At 65.3% G+C, this 22,352-nt stretch carries 16 protein-coding genes; 8 read left to right on the top strand and 8 right to left on the bottom strand.

The window, feature by feature from the left end; all coding sequences use genetic code 11:
* Positions 1-11 precede the first annotated feature (11 nt).
* From RTI28_RS06275 to RTI28_RS06250, 6 genes are all read right to left on the bottom strand, one after another.
* Positions 12-1,169, bottom strand: a complete 1,158-nt coding sequence (locus tag RTI28_RS06275) for an iron-containing alcohol dehydrogenase (protein WP_316919646.1) — start codon at positions 1,167-1,169, stop codon at positions 12-14.
* Between the two features lie 85 nt (positions 1,170-1,254).
* Positions 1,255-2,913, bottom strand: coding sequence for an AMP-binding protein (locus tag RTI28_RS06270; protein WP_316919645.1), 1,659 nt, complete (start codon positions 2,911-2,913; stop codon positions 1,255-1,257).
* Between the two features lie 84 nt (positions 2,914-2,997).
* The gene (locus RTI28_RS06265) at positions 2,998-3,765 is read right to left on the bottom strand and encodes an SDR family NAD(P)-dependent oxidoreductase (protein WP_316919644.1); all 768 of its coding nucleotides are present in this window, start codon (positions 3,763-3,765) and stop codon (positions 2,998-3,000) included.
* Complete coding sequence (locus RTI28_RS06260) at positions 3,765-4,937, bottom strand: acyl-CoA dehydrogenase family protein (RefSeq protein ID WP_316919643.1); 1,173 nt, start codon at positions 4,935-4,937, stop codon at positions 3,765-3,767. The genes RTI28_RS06265 and RTI28_RS06260 overlap by 1 nt, the downstream gene beginning before the upstream one ends.
* A 44-nt stretch (positions 4,938-4,981) precedes the next feature.
* Entirely contained in the window at positions 4,982-5,338 is a 357-nt protein-coding gene (locus RTI28_RS06255; protein WP_316919642.1) for a DUF6285 domain-containing protein, read from the bottom strand.
* Positions 5,335-6,393: a phosphotransferase family protein gene (locus RTI28_RS06250; protein ID WP_316919641.1), complete on the bottom strand. Its 1,059-nt coding sequence runs from the start codon at positions 6,391-6,393 to the stop codon at positions 5,335-5,337. The genes RTI28_RS06255 and RTI28_RS06250 overlap by 4 nt, the downstream gene beginning before the upstream one ends.
* Before the next feature lie 201 nt (positions 6,394-6,594).
* Here RTI28_RS06250 and RTI28_RS06245 point away from each other — a divergent pair, with 201 nt between their 5' ends.
* The 3 genes from RTI28_RS06245 (at position 6,595) to RTI28_RS06235 (ending at position 10,818) form a co-directional block, all read left to right on the top strand.
* A complete protein-coding gene (locus tag RTI28_RS06245; RefSeq protein ID WP_316919640.1) occupies positions 6,595-8,547 on the top strand; it encodes a sigma 54-interacting transcriptional regulator in 1,953 nt (650 codons plus the stop codon).
* A 116-nt stretch (positions 8,548-8,663) separates the two neighbouring features.
* Entirely contained in the window at positions 8,664-9,773 is a 1,110-nt protein-coding gene (locus RTI28_RS06240; RefSeq protein ID WP_316919639.1) for a carbon-nitrogen hydrolase family protein, read from the top strand.
* A 4-nt stretch (positions 9,774-9,777) separates the two neighbouring features.
* Positions 9,778-10,818, top strand: coding sequence for an AraC family transcriptional regulator (locus RTI28_RS06235; RefSeq protein WP_316919638.1), 1,041 nt, complete (start codon positions 9,778-9,780; stop codon positions 10,816-10,818).
* A gap of 633 nt (positions 10,819-11,451) precedes the next feature.
* Here RTI28_RS06235 and RTI28_RS06230 read toward each other — a convergent pair.
* Positions 11,452-12,378 (bottom strand): DUF2242 domain-containing protein, encoded by a 927-nt coding sequence (locus tag RTI28_RS06230; RefSeq protein ID WP_316919637.1) that lies wholly within the window; start codon positions 12,376-12,378, stop codon positions 11,452-11,454.
* Positions 12,379-12,626: 248 nt separating this feature from the next.
* On the opposite strand from RTI28_RS06230, the gene RTI28_RS06225 reads away from it, so the two are divergent.
* A complete protein-coding gene (locus RTI28_RS06225) occupies positions 12,627-14,291 on the top strand; it encodes a cyclic peptide export ABC transporter (RefSeq protein WP_316919636.1) in 1,665 nt (554 codons plus the stop codon).
* A 647-nt stretch (positions 14,292-14,938) separates the two neighbouring features.
* Positions 14,939-17,383: a TonB-dependent siderophore receptor gene (locus RTI28_RS06220; RefSeq protein ID WP_316919635.1), complete on the top strand. Its 2,445-nt coding sequence runs from the start codon at positions 14,939-14,941 to the stop codon at positions 17,381-17,383.
* A 479-nt stretch (positions 17,384-17,862) separates the two neighbouring features.
* Here RTI28_RS06220 and RTI28_RS06215 read toward each other — a convergent pair whose 3' ends face one another.
* Positions 17,863-18,102, bottom strand: coding sequence for a hypothetical protein (locus RTI28_RS06215; RefSeq protein WP_316919634.1), 240 nt, complete (start codon positions 18,100-18,102; stop codon positions 17,863-17,865).
* A 523-nt stretch (positions 18,103-18,625) separates the two neighbouring features.
* Here RTI28_RS06215 and RTI28_RS06210 point away from each other — a divergent pair.
* The 3 genes from RTI28_RS06210 (at position 18,626) to RTI28_RS06200 (ending at position 22,282) form a co-directional block, all read left to right on the top strand.
* Positions 18,626-20,116 carry an S-type pyocin domain-containing protein gene (locus RTI28_RS06210; RefSeq protein ID WP_316919633.1) on the top strand — a complete coding sequence of 497 codons (1,491 nt, stop codon included), beginning with the start codon at positions 18,626-18,628 and terminating at the stop codon, positions 20,114-20,116.
* Complete coding sequence (locus tag RTI28_RS06205; RefSeq protein WP_316919632.1) at positions 20,117-20,599, top strand: DUF6392 family protein; 483 nt, start codon at positions 20,117-20,119, stop codon at positions 20,597-20,599. It abuts the gene before it with no gap.
* A 789-nt stretch (positions 20,600-21,388) separates the two neighbouring features.
* Complete coding sequence (locus tag RTI28_RS06200; RefSeq protein ID WP_410478960.1) at positions 21,389-22,282, top strand: NAD(P)-dependent oxidoreductase; 894 nt, start codon at positions 21,389-21,391, stop codon at positions 22,280-22,282.
* Positions 22,283-22,352: the final 70 nt, after the last annotated feature.

Genomic DNA, 22,352 nt, shown 5'->3' with positions numbered 1-22,352 from the left:
ATCGTCTCCCCTCAACCTACGAAGTCGTAGGCAGCGGCGATGATGCCGCGATAGGTCTCCACCGTCATTTCCTTGGCATTGTTCGGGTCGGAGAAGTTCTTCTTGGACTTCTCGGCGATGACCTGGAAGTCCTCGACACGAACCCCCTTGACCCCGGAGAAACGCGGGATGCCCAGATCCTTGCTCATCTGGAACAGGTAGTCGACGGCAGCCTCGGCGGCGGCGACAGGCGAGAGGTTGGGATCGATGCCAAGCGCGTAGGCGACCTGGGCATGGCGGGTGATATCGGCATCGCGGTTGTGGCCGAAGATGAACGGCAGGAAGATCGCGTTGCCGACGCCGTGCGGGGTGTCGTACATGCCGCCGATGGCCTCGGAGATGCAGTGCACGCTGCCCACGTCGGCGTTGCCGAAGGCCATGCCGGCGATCAGGCTGGCGATGAGCATCTGCTCGCGGGCTTCGAGGTTGTCGCGCTCCTGCACGGCGGGCTTGAGGTAGCGGCTGATCAGGCGGATGGCATGCAGGGCCAGGCCGTCGCTGATCGGGTTCGCCACGCGGCAGGTGTAGGCCTCGATGGCGTGGGTCAGGGCATCCATGCCGGTCGCGGCGGCGATCGGCGCGGGCAGCGTCGCGGTGATGTGCGAGTCGAGCAGGGCCAGCACCGGGCCGATGCGATAGTCGAGGACGTTCATCTTGAAGTGGCGGGCGGTATCGGTGATCACCGAGAAACACGTCACTTCGCTGCCGGTACCCGCGGTGGTGGGGATCGCCACGATCGGTGGCAACGCATTGGTGAGGGTGAAGGAGCCCTCGTAGTCTTCGATGCGGCCCTCGTGGGCCAGCAGGATACTGATGGCCTTGGCCGCATCCATCGCGCTGCCGCCACCCACGGCCAGCAGGCCGTCGATGCCCTTGCCGCGGTAGACCTGCGCCGCCTGGTTGATGTCGTCGCTGCGAGGGTTGGCCTTCACATCGGCGATTTCCTCGAAGGTAATGCCCGAAGCCTCCAGGCTGGTGTACACGCTGTTCAGCAGACCGGCAGCCTTGACCCCGGCGTCGGTCACGATGAGCACGTGCTTGAGGCCGAGTTCACGCAGATGTTCGCCGGTGCGCTCGCGCAGACCAGGTTCCATCACGATCTTGGTGGGAAGTACAAAGCGGAATTCCATACATACCTCGTGCCCTTCGGGCGCAGTTATTGTCGTTTTCAAAGGTTCGCTGGAACAGCACCAGCTAGGCCATCAGCAGGGTCGATCAGTGTTGCTTTTCGGTCGTCGCAGCCTCCTCTGCCCGGGCCCACTCACGCAGGACGAACTTCTGGATCTTGCCGGTGGCGGTCTTGGGAAGCGCCGCCAGCGACACGTAGCGCGGAGCCTTGAAGCCCGCCATGTGCTGGCGGCACCAGCGAATCAGGTCGTCGCCACTGACACTGGCCAGGGCGTCGTCACGCAGGGTGACGAAGGCGTGCGGGGTTTCGCCCCAGCGCGAATCGGGGCGCGCTACCACCGCGGCTTCGATCACCGCCGGATGCAGGTAGAGCGCTTCCTCGATTTCCAGCGAGCTGATGTTCTCGCCGCCGGAAATGATGATGTCCTTGGCCCGGTCCTTGATTTCCACGTAGCCATCGGGGTGCAGCACGGCCAGGTCGCCGGTGTGCAGCCAGCCGTTGGCCAGCGCGCTGCGGGTGGCTTCCGGGTTGTCCAGGTAGCCCTTCATCACCGTGTTGCCGCGCACCACCAGCTCGCCCAGGGTGGCGCCGTCGGCGGGCACCGGACGACCGGTCTCGCTGTCGAGCACCGTGGCCTCTTCGAGCATCGGGTGGGCCACGCCCTGGCGGCTCATGAAGCGGGCGCGCTCCTCCAGCGGCAGCTCGTCGATACCCGGTTGCCACAGGCACAGCGTGCTCGGGCCGTAGCTTTCGGTCATGCCGTAGGCGTGGGTGATGCTGAAGCCGCGTGCCTCCATCGCCGCGATCACCGCGCTGGGCGGTGCCGCGCCGCCGGTGATCAGCGACACCGGCTCGCTCCTGGTCGCGCCCTGGGCGGGCTCGGCGTGGATCAGCATGGACATGACCACCGGCGCCGCGCTCATGTGCGTCACGCCGTGCGCGGCGATGGCAGCATGGATGGCCGGGGCCAGGACCTTGCGCAGGCACACGTGGGTGCCGCCGGACAGGGTCACCGCCCAGGTGTGGCTCCAGCCGTTGCAGTGGAACATCGGCAGGGTCCACAGGTAGACGCTGCGCGGCCCGAACTGGAAGGCCAGGGCACCGGCGCAGGCGTTGAGGTAGGCGCCGCGGTGATGCAGGACCACACCCTTGGGATCGCCGGTGGTGCCGGAGGTGTAGTTGATGGCGATCGACTGCCATTCGTTCTGCGGCGCGCTCAGCGGCCGGCCCGGATCGCCCTGGGTGAGGAAGGTCTCGTAGTCGAGGTCCGAGACCAGGTCGGCGGCATCGGCCTGGGCATCGTCGATGCCCACCAGCAGCGGCGGCGAATCGAGCAGCGCCAGCGCCTCGCGGACCACCGGACCGAACTCGCGGTCGCAGAGCAGCACCTTGGCCGAGCTATGGCGCAGGATGAAAGCGATGCTGCGCGCCTCCAGGCGAATATTGATGCACACCAGCACCGCGCCCGCGCCCGGCACACCGTAGTGCGCTTCGAGCATCTCGGGGATGTTCGGCGCCAGGATCGCGACCCGTTCACCCGGCTGCACGCCGACCCGCTCCAGGGCGCTGGCCAGGGCGCGGCTGCGCTGGTGCAACTGCTGGTAGCTGTAGCGCCGCTCGCCGTAGATCACCGCATCGCGCTGCGGATAGACCCGGGCCGCGCGCTTGAGAAACGACAGCGGCGACAGCGGCACATGGTTGGCTTCGTTGGGAGCAAGCTCGTGTTCGAAGTTCGGGGTCATCATGAAAGGCACCTCATCGGCACGTTACCCAGGCAGTTCAAGTCCATTACTGATTCCGGTTTCTTATTGTCTTGGCGCCGGGGCGCGTCACAGGCTGCTGCACAGATGGCCGCCATCGACCACGATCTCGCTGCCGGTCATGGCCCGGCCGGCATCGCTGGCGAGCAGCAGCAGGGCACCATCAAGGTCGGCCGGCTGGCTGAAGGCGCGGCTGGGGATGCGCGCGCGCAGCTTCTCGCCGGCCTCGCTGACCAGGAATGCCTCGTTCAGGTCGGTCATCACGTAGCCGGGCGCCAGGGCGTTGACCCGGATGCCATGGCGCGCCAGTTCCAGGGCCATGGCCCGGGTCAGGTGGGCCAGGCCGGCCTTGGCCGCGAGATAGGGCGCAACGGCGCCCGCCACACGACTGGCGAGGATCGAGGTGACGTTGATGATGCTGCCGCCCTGCCCCGCCGCGATCATCCGCCGGGCACTTTCCTGGGCCACGGTCCAGGCGCCCTTGAGGTTGGTGTCGAACACCCGGTCCCAGCTCTGCTCGTCGCAGGCCAGCAGGGGCTGGCTGTCGCTCACCCCGGCGTTGTTGACCACCACATCCAGGCGGCCGGCGGCATCGAGCACGCGGCAGACATCGTCACGCGAGGTCACATCGAGGGCGAAGGCACGGGCGCGGCCACCGGCCCGCTCGATGTCCTCGACCAGGCTTTGCAGGGGCGCCAGGCGCCGGGCGCTGACCACCACCTCGGCGCCCGCGGCGGCCAGGGTCATGGCGAAGTGGCGACCCAGGCCACTGGAGGCCCCGGTGACCAGTGCACGGCGCCCGTCGAGGGCGAACAGTCGGGCAATCGTCGGCTGCATCAGTGGGCTCCCAGGCGCTGGTCGAGGAGTTTCTTCGCCAGGCTCATGCGGTGGACTTCGCTCGGGCCGTCGTAGATGCGGAACGGACGAATGTCACGGAAGATCCGCTCGACCACGGTATCGCCGGTCACCCCGCGTCCGCCGAGCACCTGCATGCAGCGATCGACCACTCGCCACAGCGCCTCGGAGCTGATCACCTTGGCCATGCTCGAATCGACGTTGCCGCGCTGGCCCTGATCCAGGACCCAGGCGCAGTGCCAGACCGCCAAGCGCACCACATGCAGGTCCATCATGTTGTCGGCCAGCATGAAGCCGACGCCCTGGTGCTCGCCCAGCGGCTTGCCGAAGGCGTCGCGGTGGCGCGCGTAGTCGCAGGCGATATCGTGGGCTCGGCGCGCGGCACCGAGCCAGCGCATGCAATGGGTCAGGCGCGCCGGCGCCAGGCGTACCTGGGCATAGCGGAAGCCCTTGCCGACTTCGCCCAGCACATCGCTCGCCGGCACCCGCAGGTTGTCGAAGCGCAGCTGGCCGTGGCCACCGGTGAAGCAGCTGTCCAGCGAGTCCAGCTGCCGCTCGTGGATGATGCCGTCACGCTTCATGTCGCTGAGGAACATGGTCGCCGTGCCGTCCTCCATGCGCGCCATGATGATGGCGAAGTCGGCGCCGTCGGCTCCGGTGATCAGCCATTTGTGGCCATTGATCAGGTAGTCGTCGCCATCGCGGGTGGCGGTGGTGCGCAGCATCGACGGGTCGGAACCCGAGCCCGGTGCCGGTTCGGTCATGGCGAAGCAGGAACGGGTGCGGCCTTGGACCAGTGGACGCAGCCAGCGGTCCTTCTGCGCCTCGGTCGCCACCACATCCATCAGGTGGATGTTGCCTTCGTCCGGGGCATGGATGTTCAGCGCCACCGGGCCCAGGGGCGAATAGCCGGCTTCTTCGAAAACGATCGCCTTGGCCACATGGCTCAGTTCCAGGCCGCCCATTTCACGGCTGGCGTGAGGGGTCAGCAGGCCCGCTTCGCGGGCGCGGGCCACCAGGTCCTGACGCAGCGCGTCGCTGGGGCCGTGGGAGTCCTGGCGTGGGTCGTTCTCGAACGGGATAACCTGTTCGGCAATGAAATCGCGAGTTTTCGCCTGCAAGGCAAGCAGCTCGTCCGGCAGAGTAAAGTTCATATCTATCCTTCTCGTTCTTGTCGGTCCGGGTACGGATCGCTTGTTCAGGGCATGGCCTTGGGATTGCTGATCGCCAGCTGGGCAACGGTCACCTGGCGCAGGGCCTCGACCAGCGTGCTGCGTCCTTGCACCGCGTCATGGCGGCCGGCGCGGATGTCCCGGGCAAGTTGCCGGCGGGCGTCTTGCAGCGAAGCGCCGCTGACGTCGGTGAGGACTGCCAGCCGGGACAGTTCGTAACTGCTGGAGCGCTCCTGCAGACGGCTTTCGCGGGCAGCGATGGCCATGGCGTTGGCGATCATCAGGGTCGGGTAGCGCAGGTCCGCGGACAGCGCCGGGAGCACCTGTTCGAGCAGGGTCTGGCGGGCGATCTCGAGGAGTTCGCAGGCGTTCGGCTGGGTCATGGCGCGTCTCCGCCCGTCATGTTGAGGATGTCGAGTTCGAGTTCCGGCAGCATGCGCGCGGTCAGTGCCAGTTCGAGGGAAGGTTCTTCGCCGGACAGGTGGCGCTGGCCCTGCTGCAGGGCGATCACCGCCCAGCGCAGCGTCGCCATGACCTGCCAGTAGTGCAGTTCGCTGCGCTCGATGCGCAGCGCGGAAACCTGCTGGTAGCCCGCGAGGAAGTCTTCCAGCAGACCGATGCCACCGGCTTCCAGGTCCGGGCGGGTAAAGCGCCAGCAGCGCGCGGTGAACCAGCCAAGGTCCTCGCGCGGGTCGCCCCAGCCGGTGAACTCCCAGTCGAGGACCGCTTCCAGGCCTTGCTCGCTGGCCAGGTAGTTGCCCGAGCGGTAGTCGCGGTGCAGCAACGCCACGTCATGGCTGCTCGGCACATGCAGTTCGCACCAGCGCAGGCCCCATTCCAGTGCCGGATAGGCATCGTCGAGGGTATCGAGGTAACGCCGGTAGGCATTGATGGTCGCCAGGGCCGGCGAGCCCTCCGCCACCGGCAGGAAGTCCAGCGCGGCCTGCGGTGGGCGAACCTGGTGCAGGCGCGCCAGGTTGCTGCCGAGCTGCGCCGCCAGTTGCGCGCGCCCCTTGGCGCCGGCACCGGCACTGAGCACCCGGCCAGCGGCGACACCCGACACGTATTCCATCAGGAAGAACACCCGGCCGTTGACGCTCGCATCGCGGCACAGCCACAGCGGGCGCGGTACTTTCACCCCGGCCTGGTGGACCACCTGCAACACCGCGAACTCCTGCTCGCGGCCAAGGCTGGCCGGCAGCGACGACAGCGCGTCGCTGCGCAGCACCCAGCGCCGCGCACCGGCCCAGGGACCACCCTCGATCAGCAGGTCGAGCAGCCAGTTTTCCTGGATGGCGCCGCCGCTCAGGCGTTTGCGGGCCTCGATGACCACCCGCGTTGCCGCGGCGTGCTCACGGATGAAGTCGATCAGGCGCTGATCGTTGGCCACGGCCGCGACGGCGTCGCTGGCCTGGGGCACTGCAGAAGAAATGCTCATGGATCGATAAGCCCAGACTTCGATTTGTTATTGGCCCAACACGCAGAGCAAGGTGTGGGCCAACTCCGCTGAAATCGGCTACAGACCAGGCAGAACAAGGCCTACAGGCATTTCAGAAGGGCTTTGCAAAGACACCTGCATTTCACAATCGCAAGGAAATCCTGCAACATCGAAACATTGCAAACTTGAAAAGGTCTCGCCATGCACTCCCCCACCGCCCAGGTCGTCGTGCTGATCAGCCACCTGCAGCGCCCCCGGCAGCGCAGCCGGCTCGCCCATGTGGTAAGCGGGCTCACGGCGGACTACCCCGGCACCCATATCGAGGTGCTCGACACCTCGGTCACCGAAGCCCTGCAGACCGCGCGCGAGCTGGAACAGCTGGGTGCCGTCGACGTGTTCATCTGCGCCGGCGCCACCGGCGCCTACCTGCGCAAGCACCTGACCCGCCCGGTCCTGACGATGCACATCGGCGAGGGCGATCTGCTGCGCGCCCTGGGCCAGGCCCGGGAGCACTCCTCGCACGTCGCCCTGCTCAGCTACAACCGCGTCAACCACGACCTGCAGGCGATGAGCGCGCTGTTCACCGTGCAGATTCACCAGGCCGCCTACACCACCCTGGAAGAGGCGCGCCAGGCGGTCGAGCAGGCCGCCCGGCTGGGCTGTCGCAGCCTGATCGGCTCCTCGACGGTGGTGGAACTGGCCGAGCAGGAAGGGCTGTACGGCGTGCTGTCGCTGAGCGAGGACACGGTGCGCAAGGCGCTGGACGAGGCCCTTGGCATCCTCGACAGCCAACGTATCGAGGTGGCCAAGCGGCGCCACCTGAATGCCGTGCTGCAGCACATTCCCACCGGCGTCGCGGCGATCGACACCCAGGGCCTGGTGCAGTCGCTCAACCCGGCGCTGGCGCAACTGCTGGACTTGCCGCTCAACGCCGCCCTGGGCCGGCCGCTCCAGCAACTGTGCCCGGAACTCGACCCGCAGCAGGCCCTGCGCGATGGTGGCGGCGAGGAAAACCGGGTGATCCGCCTCGGCTCCCATGCCGTGGTCAGCAACCTGCTGCCGACCCTGGAGAACGGCGAGCGCACCGGCCTGGTCCTGACCTGCCAGGACATCACCGCGGTGCAGCGGGCCGACCAGCGCATCCGCTCGACGCGCCGGCCCGGTGCGTTCACCGCGCGCTACCAGCTCGAACAGCTGGTGGGCGACAGCCGCGCCAACCGCGAAATGCTGCAACTGGCCAAGCGTTTCGCCGCCAGCCATTCGACCATCCTCATCACCGGTGAAAGCGGCACCGGCAAGGAGCTGCTGGCCCAGGGCATCCACAACGAGAGTCCGCGGCGCCAGGGGCCCTTCGTCGCCATCAACTGCGCGGCGTTCCCCGAGTCGCTGCTGGAGAGCGAACTGTTCGGCTACGAGGAAGGCGCCTTCAGCGGTTCGCGCAAAGGCGGCAAGCCCGGCCTGTTCGAAACGGCGCACCGCGGCACGCTGTTTCTCGACGAGATCGGCGACATGCCGGTGTCGCTGCAGACCCGCCTGCTGCGCGTGCTGCAGGAACGCGAAGTGCTGCGCCTGGGCGGCACCGAGCCGATCGCCATCGACGTGCGGATCATCGCCGCCACCCACCAGGACCTGCGCAGCGCCCTGGAAGAAGGCGAGTTCCGCAACGACCTGTACTACCGGCTGAACATCCTGCGCCTGCGCACCACGCCGTTGCGCGAGCGGCCCGAGGACATCGCCTCGATCGCCCGCGGCATCGGCCAGCGCCTGCTGGTCCAGGGCCAGCCGCCGCGCGCCGCCGAGATCCCCGGCGCCCTGCTGCCCTACCTGACGCGCTATGCCTGGCCGGGCAATGTCCGCGAGCTGGAAAACGTCATCGAACGGGCGATGCTCTCGGCCCGCGAACTGCTCAACGCGCACGGCCTGGACGAACACTACCTGGCGCGCGTGCTGCCCGAGCTGTGCGAAGACCGACCGGCGCCAGCCACACGGAAAAAAACGCCGCGGGAAACCGACCTGCACACCATCGGCAAAGCCGCGCAGCTGCGCCACGTCCAGGAGACCCTGGACAGTTGCCAGGGCAATCTCGACGAAGCCGCGCGGCGCCTCGGCATCAGCCGCACCACCCTGTGGCGACGCCTGCGCGCCGAATCCTGACCGCGGCTGGCGGCACGGCCGCGGGGGTGGCTTGCGCCGAGCTTTGGTATGATTCGAAACATTCGATTTTGCCCTGATGCCCTCAGGGCCATTGCTTTCCGGTGAAAAGCGAATCCATGCGCAAACTGCTTTCCGGCGCCCTGGCGCTTGTCCTGCTCGCCACCCTGGGTGGCTACCTGCTCTGGGCCGACCAGCGTCCCGAGGGTCACTACCTGTCCGACCTGCGCGTCGAGCTGGTCCTCGACCAGGGCCTGCCCAGCGGCCAGGGCAACCTGCTGGGCATCGAACCGCTGCTCTACCCCGGCGACTACCAGAACCTCACCCGCCTGCACCGCAAGCTCGCCGCCTACCTGGAACAGGCGCGGGTCAAGGGCCTGGTCAACGAGCGCACGGTGGTGATCCTGCCCGAGCACATCGGTACCTGGCTGTGGACCCGCGGCGAGAAGCGCGAGATGTACCAGGTCACCCGCCTGCGCGAGGCGTACCAGTGGCTGGAGCTGAGCAACCCGCTGCGCTATGGCCTGGCGATGCTCAATGCCGAGGGTGACGACCGCCGCTCGGACGCCCACCTGCGCATGAAGGCCGGACAGATGGCCGCCGACTACCAGAAACTGTTCGGCGACCTGGCCAGGGAGTTCGGCGTGACCCTGGTGGCTGGCTCGATCGTCCTGCCCGAGCCCTACCTCGACCACGGCGTCCTGCGCACCGGCTCCGGCGCCCTGTACAACAGCAGCCTGGTGTTCGCCAGCAACGGCGCGGTGCTGGGCGAAGTGCAGCGCCAGCAGTACCCGGACAGCAACGTCAGGCGCTTCATCGAGGCCGGCACCGCGCACCCGCCACAGGTGGTGGAGACCCCGGCCGGGCGCCTCGGCGTACTGCTCGGCAGCGACGGCTGGTATCCCGCAAGCTACCAGCGCCTGGCCAGCCAGGACGCGCAGATCATCGCCAACCCGGCCTTCGTCGGCAGCTGGCACGGGCCATGGCGCGGCAACCGGCACCAGCCGCGGGCGGCCGACCTGCTGCTGCAGCCGGGTGAAATGAGCGAGGAACAGGCCTGGTATCGCCTCAGCGAAAGCACCGTGCCCGCCGGCGTTGCCAGCATGAGCGTGTTCCTGCGCGGGCAGTTCTGGGAAGTGCGCGGCGAAGGCCTGGGCTTCGCCAACCTCAACGGCCTCTACCATGCCAGCGCCAGCCGTGGCGCGCGGCTGCTCAACCTGTGGCTGTAGGCGCATGAGCCGACCACGGGTGCGCCTGGGCGATCTCTCGGTGGGTTTCATCCAGAGCCTGGAGATGGCCCTGGCCGAACTCGGCCAGGACCCCGCGCCGCTGCTGCAGCGCTACGGCCTGACCGCGCAGCGCCTCGCCGAGCCGGGCGCCCGCCTGTCGATCCCGCGCTACATGCACCTGGGCCACGCGGCCATCGAACAATGCCGCGAGCCGGCGCTGGGCCTGCGCATGGGCCGCCTGAGCCGCCTCGGCCAGGCCGGCCTGGCCGGCGTCAGCGCGGCCCAGGCGCCGACCCTCGGCGAGGCCGCGCGCACCCTGCTGCGCTTCGAGCCGCTGTACGCCGCCAACTACCGCGGGCAGTCCAGCATCGAGGAAGACAGCCAGGGCGCCTGGCTGCGCTTCTATTCCATCAGCCCGTACAACGCCTACAACCGCTTCGTCGTGGACTCGCTGCTCTCGGGCTGGCTGGCACAGCTGGCGGACCTGGTCGGCCAGCCGGTGCAGGCCGAGCGCATCGAGATCGAATTCGACAGCCCGGCCTATGCCGAGCGTTATCAGCCGCTGAGCCTGAGTCCGGTGCAGTTCGGCGCGCCGACCAACCGCCTGCGCCTGAGCCGCGCCACCCTCGAGCTGCGCAACCCGGCGCACTGCCCGAGCACCTGGCAGCACCTGCTGCAGCTGTGCGAACAGGAACTGCTCGAACGCACCCGGGTCCGCAGCCTGGGCGAGCGCATCGTCCATCTGCTCGGACCGCTGCTCAATGGCGGGCGCGAGCCGGACCTGGAAGAAGTGGCGCGGCGCCTGCAACTGCCGACCTGGACCTTGCGGCGCAAGCTCGCCGAGGAAGGCACCCAGTTCCGCGCCATTCTCAACGACACGCGGCGGGATCTGGCGATGAGTTATATCCGCGATACCGAGCTGGCGTTCGGCGAGATTGCCTATCTGTTGGGGTTTGCCTCGGCGGAGGCGTTCCAGCGTGCGTTCAAGCGCTGGAGCGGGGTGACGCCGGGGGAGTTTCGGCGTAGTCAGCGGCGGGGGGGGTAGAGGGGGGAGGTGCCTGTCATGAGTGTTGCAGCGCCCTTGAGATCGAGCGCCGCCCGCGCGGCGCATCGCGGATAAATCCGCTCCCACATTTGTTGCAACGTGCCATGGCCTGTGAGATTTGAGTTGCCAGCCTTTGTCTTGCGGCGATGCATCGCGGGGAGGCTGTTGGGTTCGGCTCGGTATCGCGTCGTGCCGACAAGGCGAACAACCATGACCTGTCAGGCATAGGCACGTTGCAACAAATGTGGGAGCGGATTCATCCGCGATGCGCCGCGCGGGCGGCGCTCGATCTCAAGAGCGCTGCAAGACTCAAGACAGGCCCCCGGCGGCCTTGACGCGATTCCCCGCCAATCCCCCAATAAAAAAGGGCCAGTGCATTCACTGGCCCTTCTACCCCACTACCTGCCGAGCGCCGCTCACAGCTCGGTCGCATCGTCCGCCGGTTCTGGTACATCCAGCTCCGCGGCGTGGAATTCGAGAAGTTCTTCCTGATAATCGTCCATCGTCTGCTCCGTGTTTTCGTTCTGTTCGTGTCTGATTCCTGATTCACCCTAAAGTGCACCGGTGAAGGAAAAATGACAATAACGTGTAGGAAAATAAACGTAGCAGGTGTAACAGGATTTATCCCGCGAGCTAGAGCGCCGGCGCCGGTGCAGCGTCGCTCGGCGCGGGTGGCGTGTCCACGGTCGGCACGCTGGTGGCCGGGGCGACCGGCTCGGTCACCGTCGGGGCGGTCGTCTCGGGCGCGGTCGGCGCCACCGCTTCGGCGCTGATCGGCGCGGCCTCGGCCGGCGGCGCCACCGGTTGCGAACCCTGGCTGTCGTCCACCACCGGCGCCGTCTGGGTTTCCGCTACCGGAGCGGCTACCGGTACGGGCGCAGGGGCAGGTGCAGCTTCGACCACCGCCGGGGCGACCGCCGCCTGCGGTGCGGCCAGGGCAGCCGGCGCGGCACTGGCGCTTTCCGGCACACCCAGCTCGGCGGCGGGCTTGGCCGGTGCGGCAGCTTCGGGCGCGGCGGCCTTGTTCTTCGGCTCCGGCGGCAGGAAGCTCTCCACCAGGGCGAAGTAGCGCTCGTAGAACTTGGCCGAGGTCACGGTCTCGCTGGCCACCTTGACCATGGAGTCGTCGGTGGAGCCGATCGGCATCGACACCGAACCCAGCACACCCACCCCCAGGCTCGCCGAGGTGTTGGACTTCTTCAGCGCGTAGCGATCCTGCAGGGCATTGGCGAACACCGTGGAACGCTTGCTGCCGCCCATGTCGTCGGCGCAGACGATGTTGAAGGTGATCTGCAGATGGCTCTCGCCGGTCTGCTGGAAGCTCTTGTTGCCGTTGACCTGGCCCTTGTCGGCCGAGGTGATGATGTAGCCCTGGCTCAGCAGCGCGCGGCGCGCGGCTTCGCAGGAGCCGGACTCGCTGACCGGAAAGCTGCGGGAGAAGGTGCCGGAATCATCGAAGTTCTCGTGTTCGTAGATGGCCGCCTTCTTCGAGGAACAGCCGGCGACACCCGTCAGCACAAGGGCCAGCCCGAGTGCAACGCGGACGGTGGACTTTGACATTGCAGATCCTGGAAGGGAAAAACGATCGGCGCCTATTGTGCAACACCTGGCCGGGCACTGAAACCGCCTGGCGCAGAATCGGCGACGGAATTCATCTCGCCGACACACGGCACCCGGCCAGGCGCGGTGCCCCCGCGCTAAATTTCGCTGCCGCGGGATCGTCCTCTCCGTGACGGCAAAGCCCCCTCTTTGCCCGCACTGCGAACGGCAACCCTGAACGAGGCGGCCATGACCCGAGAGACGACAGCATGACCCTCAACACCGAAAGCCTGGCCCGGGAAACCCTGCGCATCCTCAAGCCCTACTGGTGGCTGGTGGCGCTTTCCACGGCGCTGGGGATCGTCAGCGGCCTGAGCGTGACCGGCCTGCTGGCCACCATCAACAACGCCATGGCCCAGCCCGAGGGACCGGGCGTGGAAACCGCGCTGCTGTTCGCCGGACTGTGCGTCCTCACCCTCGCCTGCTCCACCGCCTCCAGCCTGATGAGCAACAAGGTCGGCCAGCGCGTGGTCACCAACCTGCGCCGCGAACTGGCGGCGAAGATCCTCGTCGCGCCCATCGAGCAGCTCGAACGCTACCGCTCGCACCGGCTGATCCCGGTGCTGCTCAACGACGTCACCACCCTGAGCAACTTCGCCCTGTCGGTGGCGCCGATGGTCATCGCCTTCACCGTGACCCTCGGCTGCCTCAGCTACCTGGCCTTCCTGTCCTGGCAGATCCTGGTCCTCACCGTGCTCACCGTGGTCATCGGCAGTGGCGCGCAGTTCCTGGCGCACCGGCTCGGCATGCGCAGCATCCTCGACGCCCGTGACGGCGAGGACGAGCTGCAGAAGCACTACCAGGCGATGTCCGCCGGGGCCAAGGAACTGCGCATCCAGCGCAAGCGCCGCCAGCACCTGCTCGACGAGCAGATCTTCGCCACCACCGAGCGCATCTGCACCTCGAACATCCGCGCGGCGAACATCTTCGTCAGCGCCGAGACCTTCGGCTCGATGCTGTTCTTCGCCGTGATCGGCATCGCCATCGCCTTCCAGGCCCTGTGGCCGAGCAGCGACAAGACCGTGCTTGGCGGCTTCGTCCTGGTCATGCTGTACATGAAGGGCCCGCTGGAGCGCCTGGTGACCTCGCTGCCGATCATCTCGCGGGCGAAGATCGCCCTGGGCCGCATTGCCGAGCTGTCGTGGAAGTTCTCCTCGCCGGAGCCGCACCTGCTGGTCAAGGACCGTCCCTCGAGCCTCGGCAGCATGCATACCCTGGAGCTGCGTCAGGCGCGCTACGACTACCCGCGGGTGGAAGGCGTCGAGTCGTTCCACCTCGGCCCGATCGACCTCTGCATCAAGCAGGGCGACATCGTCTTCATCGTCGGCGAGAACGGCGGCGGCAAGACCACCCTGATCAAGCTGCTGCTGGGCCTGTACACCCCGCAGCAGGGCGAGATCCTGTTCAACGGCACGGTGCTTGCGCCCGAGCAGCTGGACGACTATCGCCAGCTGTTCACGACCATCTTCGCCGACTACTACCTGTTCGACGATCCGTTGCCCGGCGAAGCGCCGCTGGCGGCGGATGCCGGCAAGTACCTGGAGCGCCTGGACATCGCGCACAAGGTCAGCATCCGCGACGGTGCCTTCACCACCACCGACCTGTCCACCGGCCAGCGCAAGCGCCTGGCGCTGATCAACGCCTGGCTCGACGAGCGCCAGCTGCTGGTCTTCGACGAGTGGGCCGCCGACCAGGATCCGGCGTTCCGCCGGGTGTTCTACACCGAACTGCTGCCGGAGCTGAAGCAGCAGGGCAAGACCATCATCGTGATCTCCCACGACGACCGCTATTTCCCCGTCGCTGATCAGCTGGTGCGCATGGAGGGTGGGCGTATCAGTGTCGAGCAGGTGGGTTCGGAGCAGGCGATTGCCTGAGGTGCAAGGCGACAGCCTTCCAGCGCCCTCCAGATCGAGCGCCGCCCGCGCGGCGCATCGCGGATGAATCCGCTCCCACATTTGTTGCAACGTACCTATGCCTGACAGGCCATAGTTGTCCGCCTTGTCGGCACGACGCGATACCGAGCCGAACCCAACAGCCTCCCCGCGATTCATCGCCGCAAGACAAAGGCTGACAACTCAACTCTCACAGGCCATGGCACGTTGCAATAGATGTGGGAGCGGATTCATCCGCGATGCGCCGCGCGGGCGGCGCTCGATCTTGAGGACGCTGCAACACTCAAGACAAGCACCTGGCGGCCCTGACGCAATTCCCCGACAAGCCATCAACGATGTGTAGCCCCCACCCCAGCGTCAACCCACAGGCGCCATAAAAACGACGGAAACCCCAACAAATCCGGGCCTTTCACCCATTTCCGCAAAAAACGGTGAAATGTGAAAAATTGGTTAAATAACTTCAATTCCCATTCGTACAGCTAGAGACGAATGACCGCCACGTCCGGTTCTTCGCCAGAGGTTCCCGGGGAGATTCCGGCCGGCCGCGAGGCCCGCCGACTGCATTGGGCGCAGCCTGCAACGGGAACGCTTCATCCACTGTCGATACCTACTAGAAGAGTTTTCCGCCAATGCACACCCCTTCCCGTCTCAACCCGCTCAGCAAGGCACTGCTGATGCGTCATGCGCTGCGCAAACCGGTGTTCGCCGCCATGGGCATGGCCTGCATGCTGCCGCTGTCGGCCCAGGTCCAGGCTCAGGAAATCGAGTTCAACATTCCGGCGCAGTCCCTGGCCAGCGCCCTGAATGAGTGGGGCCGGCAGAGCAACCTGCAACTGTTGTTCAGCCCGGAAGACGTGCAAGGCAAGACCAGCACCGCGGTACGCGGCAAATACACCCCGTCCCAGGCCGCCGGCCAGCTGCTCAAGGGCACCGGCATCGGCTACAGCCTGCAGGGCGACACCCTGACCCTGAGCATGAGCGGCCCGGCTTCGGCGGTGAACCTGAGCCCGACCACCATCGGCGCGCAACAACTGGGCACCACCACCGATGGCACCCACTCCTATGCCACCAACTCGGTGACCATCGGCAAGTCCACCCAGACCCTGCGCGAGACCCCGCAGTCGGTGACGGTGATGACCCGCCAGCTGCTCGACGACAAGAACCTCAACAGCCTCGACAAGGTCATGGCCAAGACCCCCGGCATCACCTTCGGCCAGCGCAACTTCGGCGCCCACGTGTTCCAGTCGCGCGGCTTCGTGCTCGGCGAAGAAAGCTATCTGATGGACGGCGTGCCAGGCCAGGCCTACACCGTGACCGGCTGGCTGCCACCGGACATGGCCGTGTATGACCGCGTCGAAGTGCTGCGCGGCGCCACCGGCCTGCTGGTCGGCGCGGGCAACCCGGGCGGCGCGGTCAACCTGGTGCGCAAGCGCCCGACCGCCGAGCCTCGGTTTTCCGTCACCGCCCGTGCCGGCAGCTGGGACAACTACCGCATGGACCTGGACGGCAGCGGCAAGCTGAACGACGCCGGCACCGTGCGCGGACGCTTCGTCGCCGCCTATGAAGACCGCAACTCCTACCTCGACCTGTACGAGTCGCGCACCCCGCTGCTGTACGGCATCGTCGAGGCCGACCTGAGCGAAGACACCACCTTCACCACCAGCTTTCGTCACCAGACCGGCGACATAAACGGCTATTCGATCTTCGGCCTGCCACGCTACAGCAACGGCCAGTCCCTCGGCCTGTCGCGTTCCACCGCCCTGGTACAGGACTGGAACAGCCACGAAACGAAGATGGACGAAGTCTTCGCCGAGGTCGCCCACCGCTTCAACGACAACTGGACCAGCACCACCTCCTTCACCCATTCCGAAGGTCAGGTCGACCAGGCCCTGGCCTATGCGCGCGGCGCCATCAACCCGGTGACCAACACCGGCTCGACCTTTCGCGGCATCGAATTCCGCAAGGTCGACATCGACAGCAATGGCGTCGACAGCCACGTCGACGGCAGCTTCGACGCATTCGGCCTGACCCACCAGCTGACCGTGGGCGCGAACTGGTCGAAACAGAAGATCAACGACAAATCGGCGGACATCTTCCTCGACCCGCGGGTCCCGGTGAATGTGTTCGACCCCGACCACCACTCCATCCCCAAGCCGCTGCGTCCCGACTGGACCTCGGTCAACAACCTGACCGACGAGCGCTACGGCCTGTACGCCAACACCCGGCTGAAACTCGCCGAACCGCTGACCCTGGTGCTGGGTGCGCGGGTCAGCTGGTACAACTACGACTTCGAGTACAAGCTCGACGACGCGCCAGACTACAACGCCAAGGAATCCGGCCAGGTGACGCCCTTCGCCGGCCTGATCTACGACTTCAGCCAGAACTGGTCGTGGTACGCCAGCTACGCCGACATCTTCATGCCGCAGAGCAGCTACGTCAGCTTCGGTGGTTCGCCACTGAAACCGGCGATCGGCACCAACTATGAAACCGGGATCAAGGGCGAGCTGTTCGACAAGCAGATGAACGTGTCCATGGCACTGTTCTACATCAAGCAGAAAGACGCCTTCTACGAAGACCCGGATCCGGATCACAGCTGCCCGCAGAACATGAACGACGTCTGCTACCTCGCCGGCGTGGTGCAGCGCAGCAAGGGTATCGACCTGGAAGCCAGCGGCGAAGTGCTGCCGGGCCTGCAGGTGATGGCCGGCTACACCTACAACATGACCTACAGCAGCGGCGCCGAGCGTCTGTCCAGCGAAACGCCGAAGCACCTGGCGAAGATCTCCACCAGCTACACCCTGCCGGGTGCCTGGAACCGCGTGACCGTCGGCGCTGGCGTACAGGCGCAGTCCGATTACGAGAACGAGACCTGGGACGGCTACAAGTACGGCGCTGCCGGCCGTGCCATCTGGGATGCGCGGGTGGCCTACAAGCTGGACGAGCACTGGACCGTCAGCCTGGTCGGGGAAAACCTCGCCGACCGCAAGTACTACTCCTCGGCGGACGGCACCGACCGGGTGAACCTGTACGGCGAGCCACGCAACTACATGCTGACCCTGCGCGGCGATTTCTGATCCTCGGGTGATGCAGACAGAAGCCCCCGGCCGTGAGGTCGGGGGCTTTTTTTTGGTCTGACGGGGAATCGCATCAAGAGTGCCAGGTGCCTGTCTCGAGCCTTGCAGCGCCCTCAAGATCGAGCGCCGCCCGCGCGGCGCATCGCGGATGAATCCGCTCCCACATTTGTTGCAACGCGCCATGGCCTGTTGGATTTGAGTTGTCAGCCTTTGTTTTTTCGGCGATGCATCGCGGGGAGGCTGTTTGCTCGGCTCGGTACCGCGTCGAACCAACAAGGCGGTCAACCATGGCCTGTCAGGCATAGGTACGTTGCAACAAATGTGGGAGCGGATTCATCCGCGATGCGCCGCGCGGGCGGCGCTCGATCTGGAGGGCGCTACAAGGCTCAAGACAGGCACCTGGCGGCCTTGATGCGGTCCCCCGACAAGCCTTCGAAGATAATCAGTGACCTGTTTTTCCACGAAAGCCTGGCATCACCTCACACCGGCACGCTCACCGTCGACCGCGACAACGCCACCGTCAGCAACGCCTTGCAGATCCTCATGTCCAGCAGCGCATCATTGAGCATTCGCTGATGCTTCACACTGGCGTGGGCGGGCAGATAGGACGTAAGGGCGATTGCCTTCTTCAGATGATCCTTGGCACGGAGGATCGCGTCTTCATGGGACAGACCGGGACCGACGCAGAGGACGGGTGGATCGGGGACCAACTTCTTCATGACTAGCTCCTATTCCGGATTGGGGCTGCCACGAACTCGCTGTCAAACGATGGGTGGCAGCTGTGCGCGGGTTGACAGACCAGGGGAATAGAAGAAAACCTGGCGCACCCGAAGGTGCCCACACGCACAGCCGCCATAGCGACAGCCAGCGCTTCAATTCCCAGCGGCCTGTCAAAGCCGATCGTTGAATTTGCAACGACCGGCGAAGACTAGGCAGCGATGTCCGGGAGCGCAACAGCTGGCAAAGGCGAAGAAGTATGCTTGGGAAATTGCCTACAAGAAAGTCGGAGATCGGTGAATTTTCCGAGCCTTATGCGACATTTTGTGCCTGATTTTCCTTCCCGAAAGATGCCCCGTCCTGGACGACGGCTCGGCTGGCCGAGAACCTACAAGGCATTCAGCCCTTTCTAACGAAAATTCCGAAGCGCTGCTGAGATTTCCTATAGATCGCGGGGAAATGCCCTGCTGACTGCATTCACCTTCACATCAATGATTCCGCCCCTCACACGACTATGGAGGGGTTATGGGAAGACCATTGGCATGCCTGGGCGACAAGACCACCTACGGTCAGGTCGTCTCGGCCACGGCAATCTGGTGCGAGGGGGATAAACCCATCGTGCAGTCGGGCGACCTGGCCCACTGCGAAAAATGCAACGGCACCTTTCCCATCATCGGCACCGCCTTCGAGTGGTCGGAGAAACAGCCCTATGCCGCCACCGGCGACCGGGTTGCCTGCCGCTGTCCGGATCATGTGGTGTACGGCTCGACCCGGATGATCAGCACGACTCTGCCGCCGGAGCAGTCTGCTGCCGCCCAATCGGCGAATTTCCGTGCGATGCCCACCGCAGCCAACGTGGCGCCAGGCCCGAGCACTGCTTCCGAGACTGCTGCAGCGCTGCAAGACCGGGTGTTCGCCAGATCCTGTCTCGGCACTACCAAATCCACCTGCACCCAAGAGCCGATCGAGAATTTCGGACGGGTCGCGGTCATCGGGCCGACCGCGCGGGAAACCGCTGCCGGTACCGCCCTTGGCGGCGTGGCGATTGGCCGTGTCGCTGGCAGCGGCTTGCTGGAGGGGCTGGGAACCTGGGCGGTACGCGGAGCAGGCGCGGCGGCGTCTTCATTCGCCAGTGCTGCCAGCCCGCTGCTACTGGCCCTGTGGCCGTCCGATCTGGCCGACGGCACGCTCTACACCGAGGAACAACTGCGGCAGATGAGCGAAGCGCTGACCCGCGTGCGCTTCCAGTTCCGCCGCGATGCCCAGGGTGTGGTGCAGATCCATGGCTTCCATACCTTCAGCCACTACGGCGGTGAGGACCGGGTAGCGGTCAGGCAGGCCAACTGGAATGCCGACAAAAGCGCGATGGAGGCGCGCCTCGGCGGCCTGACCATCACCTGGACGCCCAACAACGGCCCGCTGGTGACGGCGCCGACCACCTACCCCGGCGCGCGACCGGATGTGCTGGACAACATCCTGGTTCACCCCATCCCCACGGGGCGGAACAGTCAGATCACCACCTACCCCGGGCACGATGCCGAGGACATCACCTGGCAGGACGTGATCCTCACGTTCCCGGCGGATTCGGGGGTGCCACCGCTGTATCTGGTGTTTGCCAAGCCGGCGGTTGAAGCGTTGGAGATCGATGTCTACGGGGCGTTCAAAGGCCGGCCGCGTAACGGGCTTCACTTGGATCATATGCCTTCCAAAGCCGCAGTCCGGCGCTATTTAGAAAGTGTCATGGGCGACCTGCGTAACGGTGAAAAAAACAGATTACTGGACGAAGTTGCTTGCATTGCAATACCCGCTGACGTTCATCAGCGATTTAGCGAAACCTTTGGTGGGAGGAATAGCTTTGAAAAGCAACTCATCGACTCTCGCGATCTGCGCGCGGCTCTTGATAGCAACTTCTACGCTATCAAGCCAATGATGACTGAAAGGGGGTTCACTGAATCAGATCTTGAAGAGGCACGTTTGAAAATGCATGCAATCAATGAGAGCAGAGGCTGGTACTAAATGAGCGCAAACTTGATAACTCGTTGGACACTCAGCTTAGGACGTACATTCCAAGGACTGGTTCGTGAAGGGTTGCTGGTCGACGGACCACTGTTTCCATCCTCAGCGGAAGGTGTCAATGAAGAGATGATCTGTGAGCCCGTAGCAGGAGTCGAATTCTGGTTCTGGCAAGAAACGATGAGACTGGATCGGATAGTGATCACGCTCACCGCTCGAATATCAGGAATTTCAGTTTACAAGGGTGAATTACCAGAACCCTTTGCTCACGGAATGAATCAAGCCGAGGTACGCGAAAAACTCGGACAGCCATACCGATCCATGGGGGAAGTAAAGCTCCCCCTGCCCATTGGTTTGACTGGTGGCTGGGATGCATATCGATTGGCAAGTTCAACTCATCCCAATGCTGAGGTCGTAATTCAATATCTCTCGGACAAGTCGGTTTGCGGCCTGGCGTTTCGCCTGATCGACAAAGGACACGATTGAACTCAACAGACGCTGTGGGACACCAACTGACTTGTTCACACAGGACGCAACCCCATCGCCTGTACGGTGAACCACGCAACTACATGCTGACCCTGCGCGGCGATTTCTGATCCTCGGCTGATGCAGACAGAAGCCCCCGGCCGTGAGGTCGGTTTTTTTTGTCTGAAGGGAAATCGCATCAAGAGTGTGCCAGGTGCCTGTCTCAAGCCTTGCAGCGCTCTGGAGATCGAGCGCCGCCCGCGCGGCGCATCGCGGATGAGTCCGCTCCCACATTGGTTGCAACGCGCCATGGCCTGTTGGATTTGAGTTGTCAGCCTTTGTTTTTTCGGCGATGCATCGCGGGGAGGCTGTTGGGCTCGGCTCGGTACCGCGTCGAACCAACAAGGCGGTCAACCATGGCCTGTCAGGCATAGGTACGTTGCAACAAATGTTGGAGCGGATTCATCCGCGATGCGCCGCGCGGGCGGCGCTCGATCTCAAGAGCGCTGCAAGACTCAAGACAGGCACCTGGCGGCCTTGATGCGGCATCACTTCACGCCTCCAGCCCTCTCCAACGCCACCACCCCCTAATGCCAACACCTGTTTCGTAAATACCCGCATCGCGCCCCCCCGGGAAACACCCCGGCGCAAGCGCTGGGTACACAAGTACCAGCTCGCCTGCCCCGGAAAAGACGCCTCCCGGCTGCGCCCAGCCTTGCCGCAGTGTGTCGGAATTGGCGCATGATTTGCTTTCAATCATTCGACTTGTTCAATTGACCAAGTCCAATGAACAAAGAGAGGATCCGTATCTTGCACGACAACGACTGCCGTTCCAGCTTCGACGTATCCGTCCTGGGTCTTGGGTCCATGGGGACGATCATGGTGCACGCCCTGCTCAAGCAAGGTAAACGTGTGGCGATCTGGAACCGATCCCCTGGCAAGGCAGACGCACTGGTCGCCGCCGGCGCCCACCTCTGCGAATCCCCGCAGGCAGCCCTGGCGGCAAGCCCTGTGGCGATCCTCGTGCTGCTGGACGACGCCGCGGCGCAGCAGGTGCTGGCCGCAGACGGCGTGACCGCAGCACTGGCCGGGCGCACCATCGTCAACTTCACCACCAACTCGGAAGAACAGAGCGCGGCGCAGCAAGCGCTGGTCAACCGCGCGGGCGGCCGTTACGTCAAAGGGATGATCATCGCCTATCCGCGCAATGTCGGCCGCGCCGAAAGCTATTGCCTGTATACCGGCGAACAGGACGCCTTCGAACAGCATCAGCCCCTGCTGCAGGCGCTCGCCGGGCAAACGCTGTTCCTGCCCTGGGGCGAGGCCCTTGCCTTCGCGGCCATGCTCCACGCCCACATGTTCACGGCGATGGTGACCTTCTACGAATCGGTCGGGGCCAGCCGCCACTTCGGTATGTCCCTGCCGAAGACGGCGCGGCTGCTGGTCGACGCTTCACGCTTCTTCGTCGCCGATGCGCTCGAGGATGCCGCGCGTCGGTTCGAGACGGAAGACTTCACCGGCGACCAGGCAACGATCGATGTGCATGCCTATGCCTTCGAGGAGATCGCCTACGCCATGAAGGCGGTCGGTGCCAGCAGCCCGGTTTTCGATGCGGCATGCCAGGTGATCCAGCGCGCGCAGGCGATGGGGTTTGGTGAGCAGGATATTTCGGCTGCCAGCCGGGTATTCGGGCCAGCCAGTTAGCGTCTTGGGGCCGCTTTGCGGCCCTTCGCGACGGTTGGCGCGAAGGGCTGCGAAGCAGCCCCAAAAAGGC

This window comes from Pseudomonas sp. zfem002 (assembly GCF_032621685.1).
Lineage (GTDB): Bacteria > Pseudomonadota > Gammaproteobacteria > Pseudomonadales > Pseudomonadaceae > Aquipseudomonas > Aquipseudomonas japonica.
Note: the sequence above shows the minus strand (reverse complement) of the source record. Positions and strands in the feature narration are given on the sequence as shown.

Excerpts from the sequence above, each read along its gene's own strand:
- RTI28_RS06205 (WP_316919632.1), top strand. The coding sequence starts at position 20,117 with ATGAGCGCAAACTTGATAACTCGTTGGACACTCAGCTTAGGACGTACA.
- RTI28_RS06245 (WP_316919640.1), top strand. The coding sequence starts at position 6,595 with ATGCACTCCCCCACCGCCCAGGTCGTCGTGCTGATCAGCCACCTGCAG.
- RTI28_RS06250 (WP_316919641.1), bottom strand. The coding sequence starts at position 6,393 with ATGAGCATTTCTTCTGCAGTGCCCCAGGCCAGCGACGCCGTCGCGGCC.
- RTI28_RS06275 (WP_316919646.1), bottom strand. The coding sequence starts at position 1,169 with ATGGAATTCCGCTTTGTACTTCCCACCAAGATCGTGATGGAACCTGGT.
- RTI28_RS06210 (WP_316919633.1), top strand. The coding sequence starts at position 18,626 with ATGGGAAGACCATTGGCATGCCTGGGCGACAAGACCACCTACGGTCAG.
- RTI28_RS06265 (WP_316919644.1), bottom strand. The coding sequence starts at position 3,765 with ATGCAGCCGACGATTGCCCGACTGTTCGCCCTCGACGGGCGCCGTGCA.
- RTI28_RS06230 (WP_316919637.1), bottom strand. The coding sequence starts at position 12,378 with ATGTCAAAGTCCACCGTCCGCGTTGCACTCGGGCTGGCCCTTGTGCTG.
- RTI28_RS06235 (WP_316919638.1), top strand. The coding sequence starts at position 9,778 with ATGAGCCGACCACGGGTGCGCCTGGGCGATCTCTCGGTGGGTTTCATC.
- RTI28_RS06260 (WP_316919643.1), bottom strand. The coding sequence starts at position 4,937 with ATGAACTTTACTCTGCCGGACGAGCTGCTTGCCTTGCAGGCGAAAACT.
- RTI28_RS06215 (WP_316919634.1), bottom strand. The coding sequence starts at position 18,102 with ATGAAGAAGTTGGTCCCCGATCCACCCGTCCTCTGCGTCGGTCCCGGT.
- RTI28_RS06220 (WP_316919635.1), top strand. The coding sequence starts at position 14,939 with ATGCACACCCCTTCCCGTCTCAACCCGCTCAGCAAGGCACTGCTGATG.
- RTI28_RS06270 (WP_316919645.1), bottom strand. The coding sequence starts at position 2,913 with ATGATGACCCCGAACTTCGAACACGAGCTTGCTCCCAACGAAGCCAAC.
- RTI28_RS06255 (WP_316919642.1), bottom strand. The coding sequence starts at position 5,338 with ATGACCCAGCCGAACGCCTGCGAACTCCTCGAGATCGCCCGCCAGACC.
- RTI28_RS06225 (WP_316919636.1), top strand. The coding sequence starts at position 12,627 with ATGACCCTCAACACCGAAAGCCTGGCCCGGGAAACCCTGCGCATCCTC.
- RTI28_RS06240 (WP_316919639.1), top strand. The coding sequence starts at position 8,664 with ATGCGCAAACTGCTTTCCGGCGCCCTGGCGCTTGTCCTGCTCGCCACC.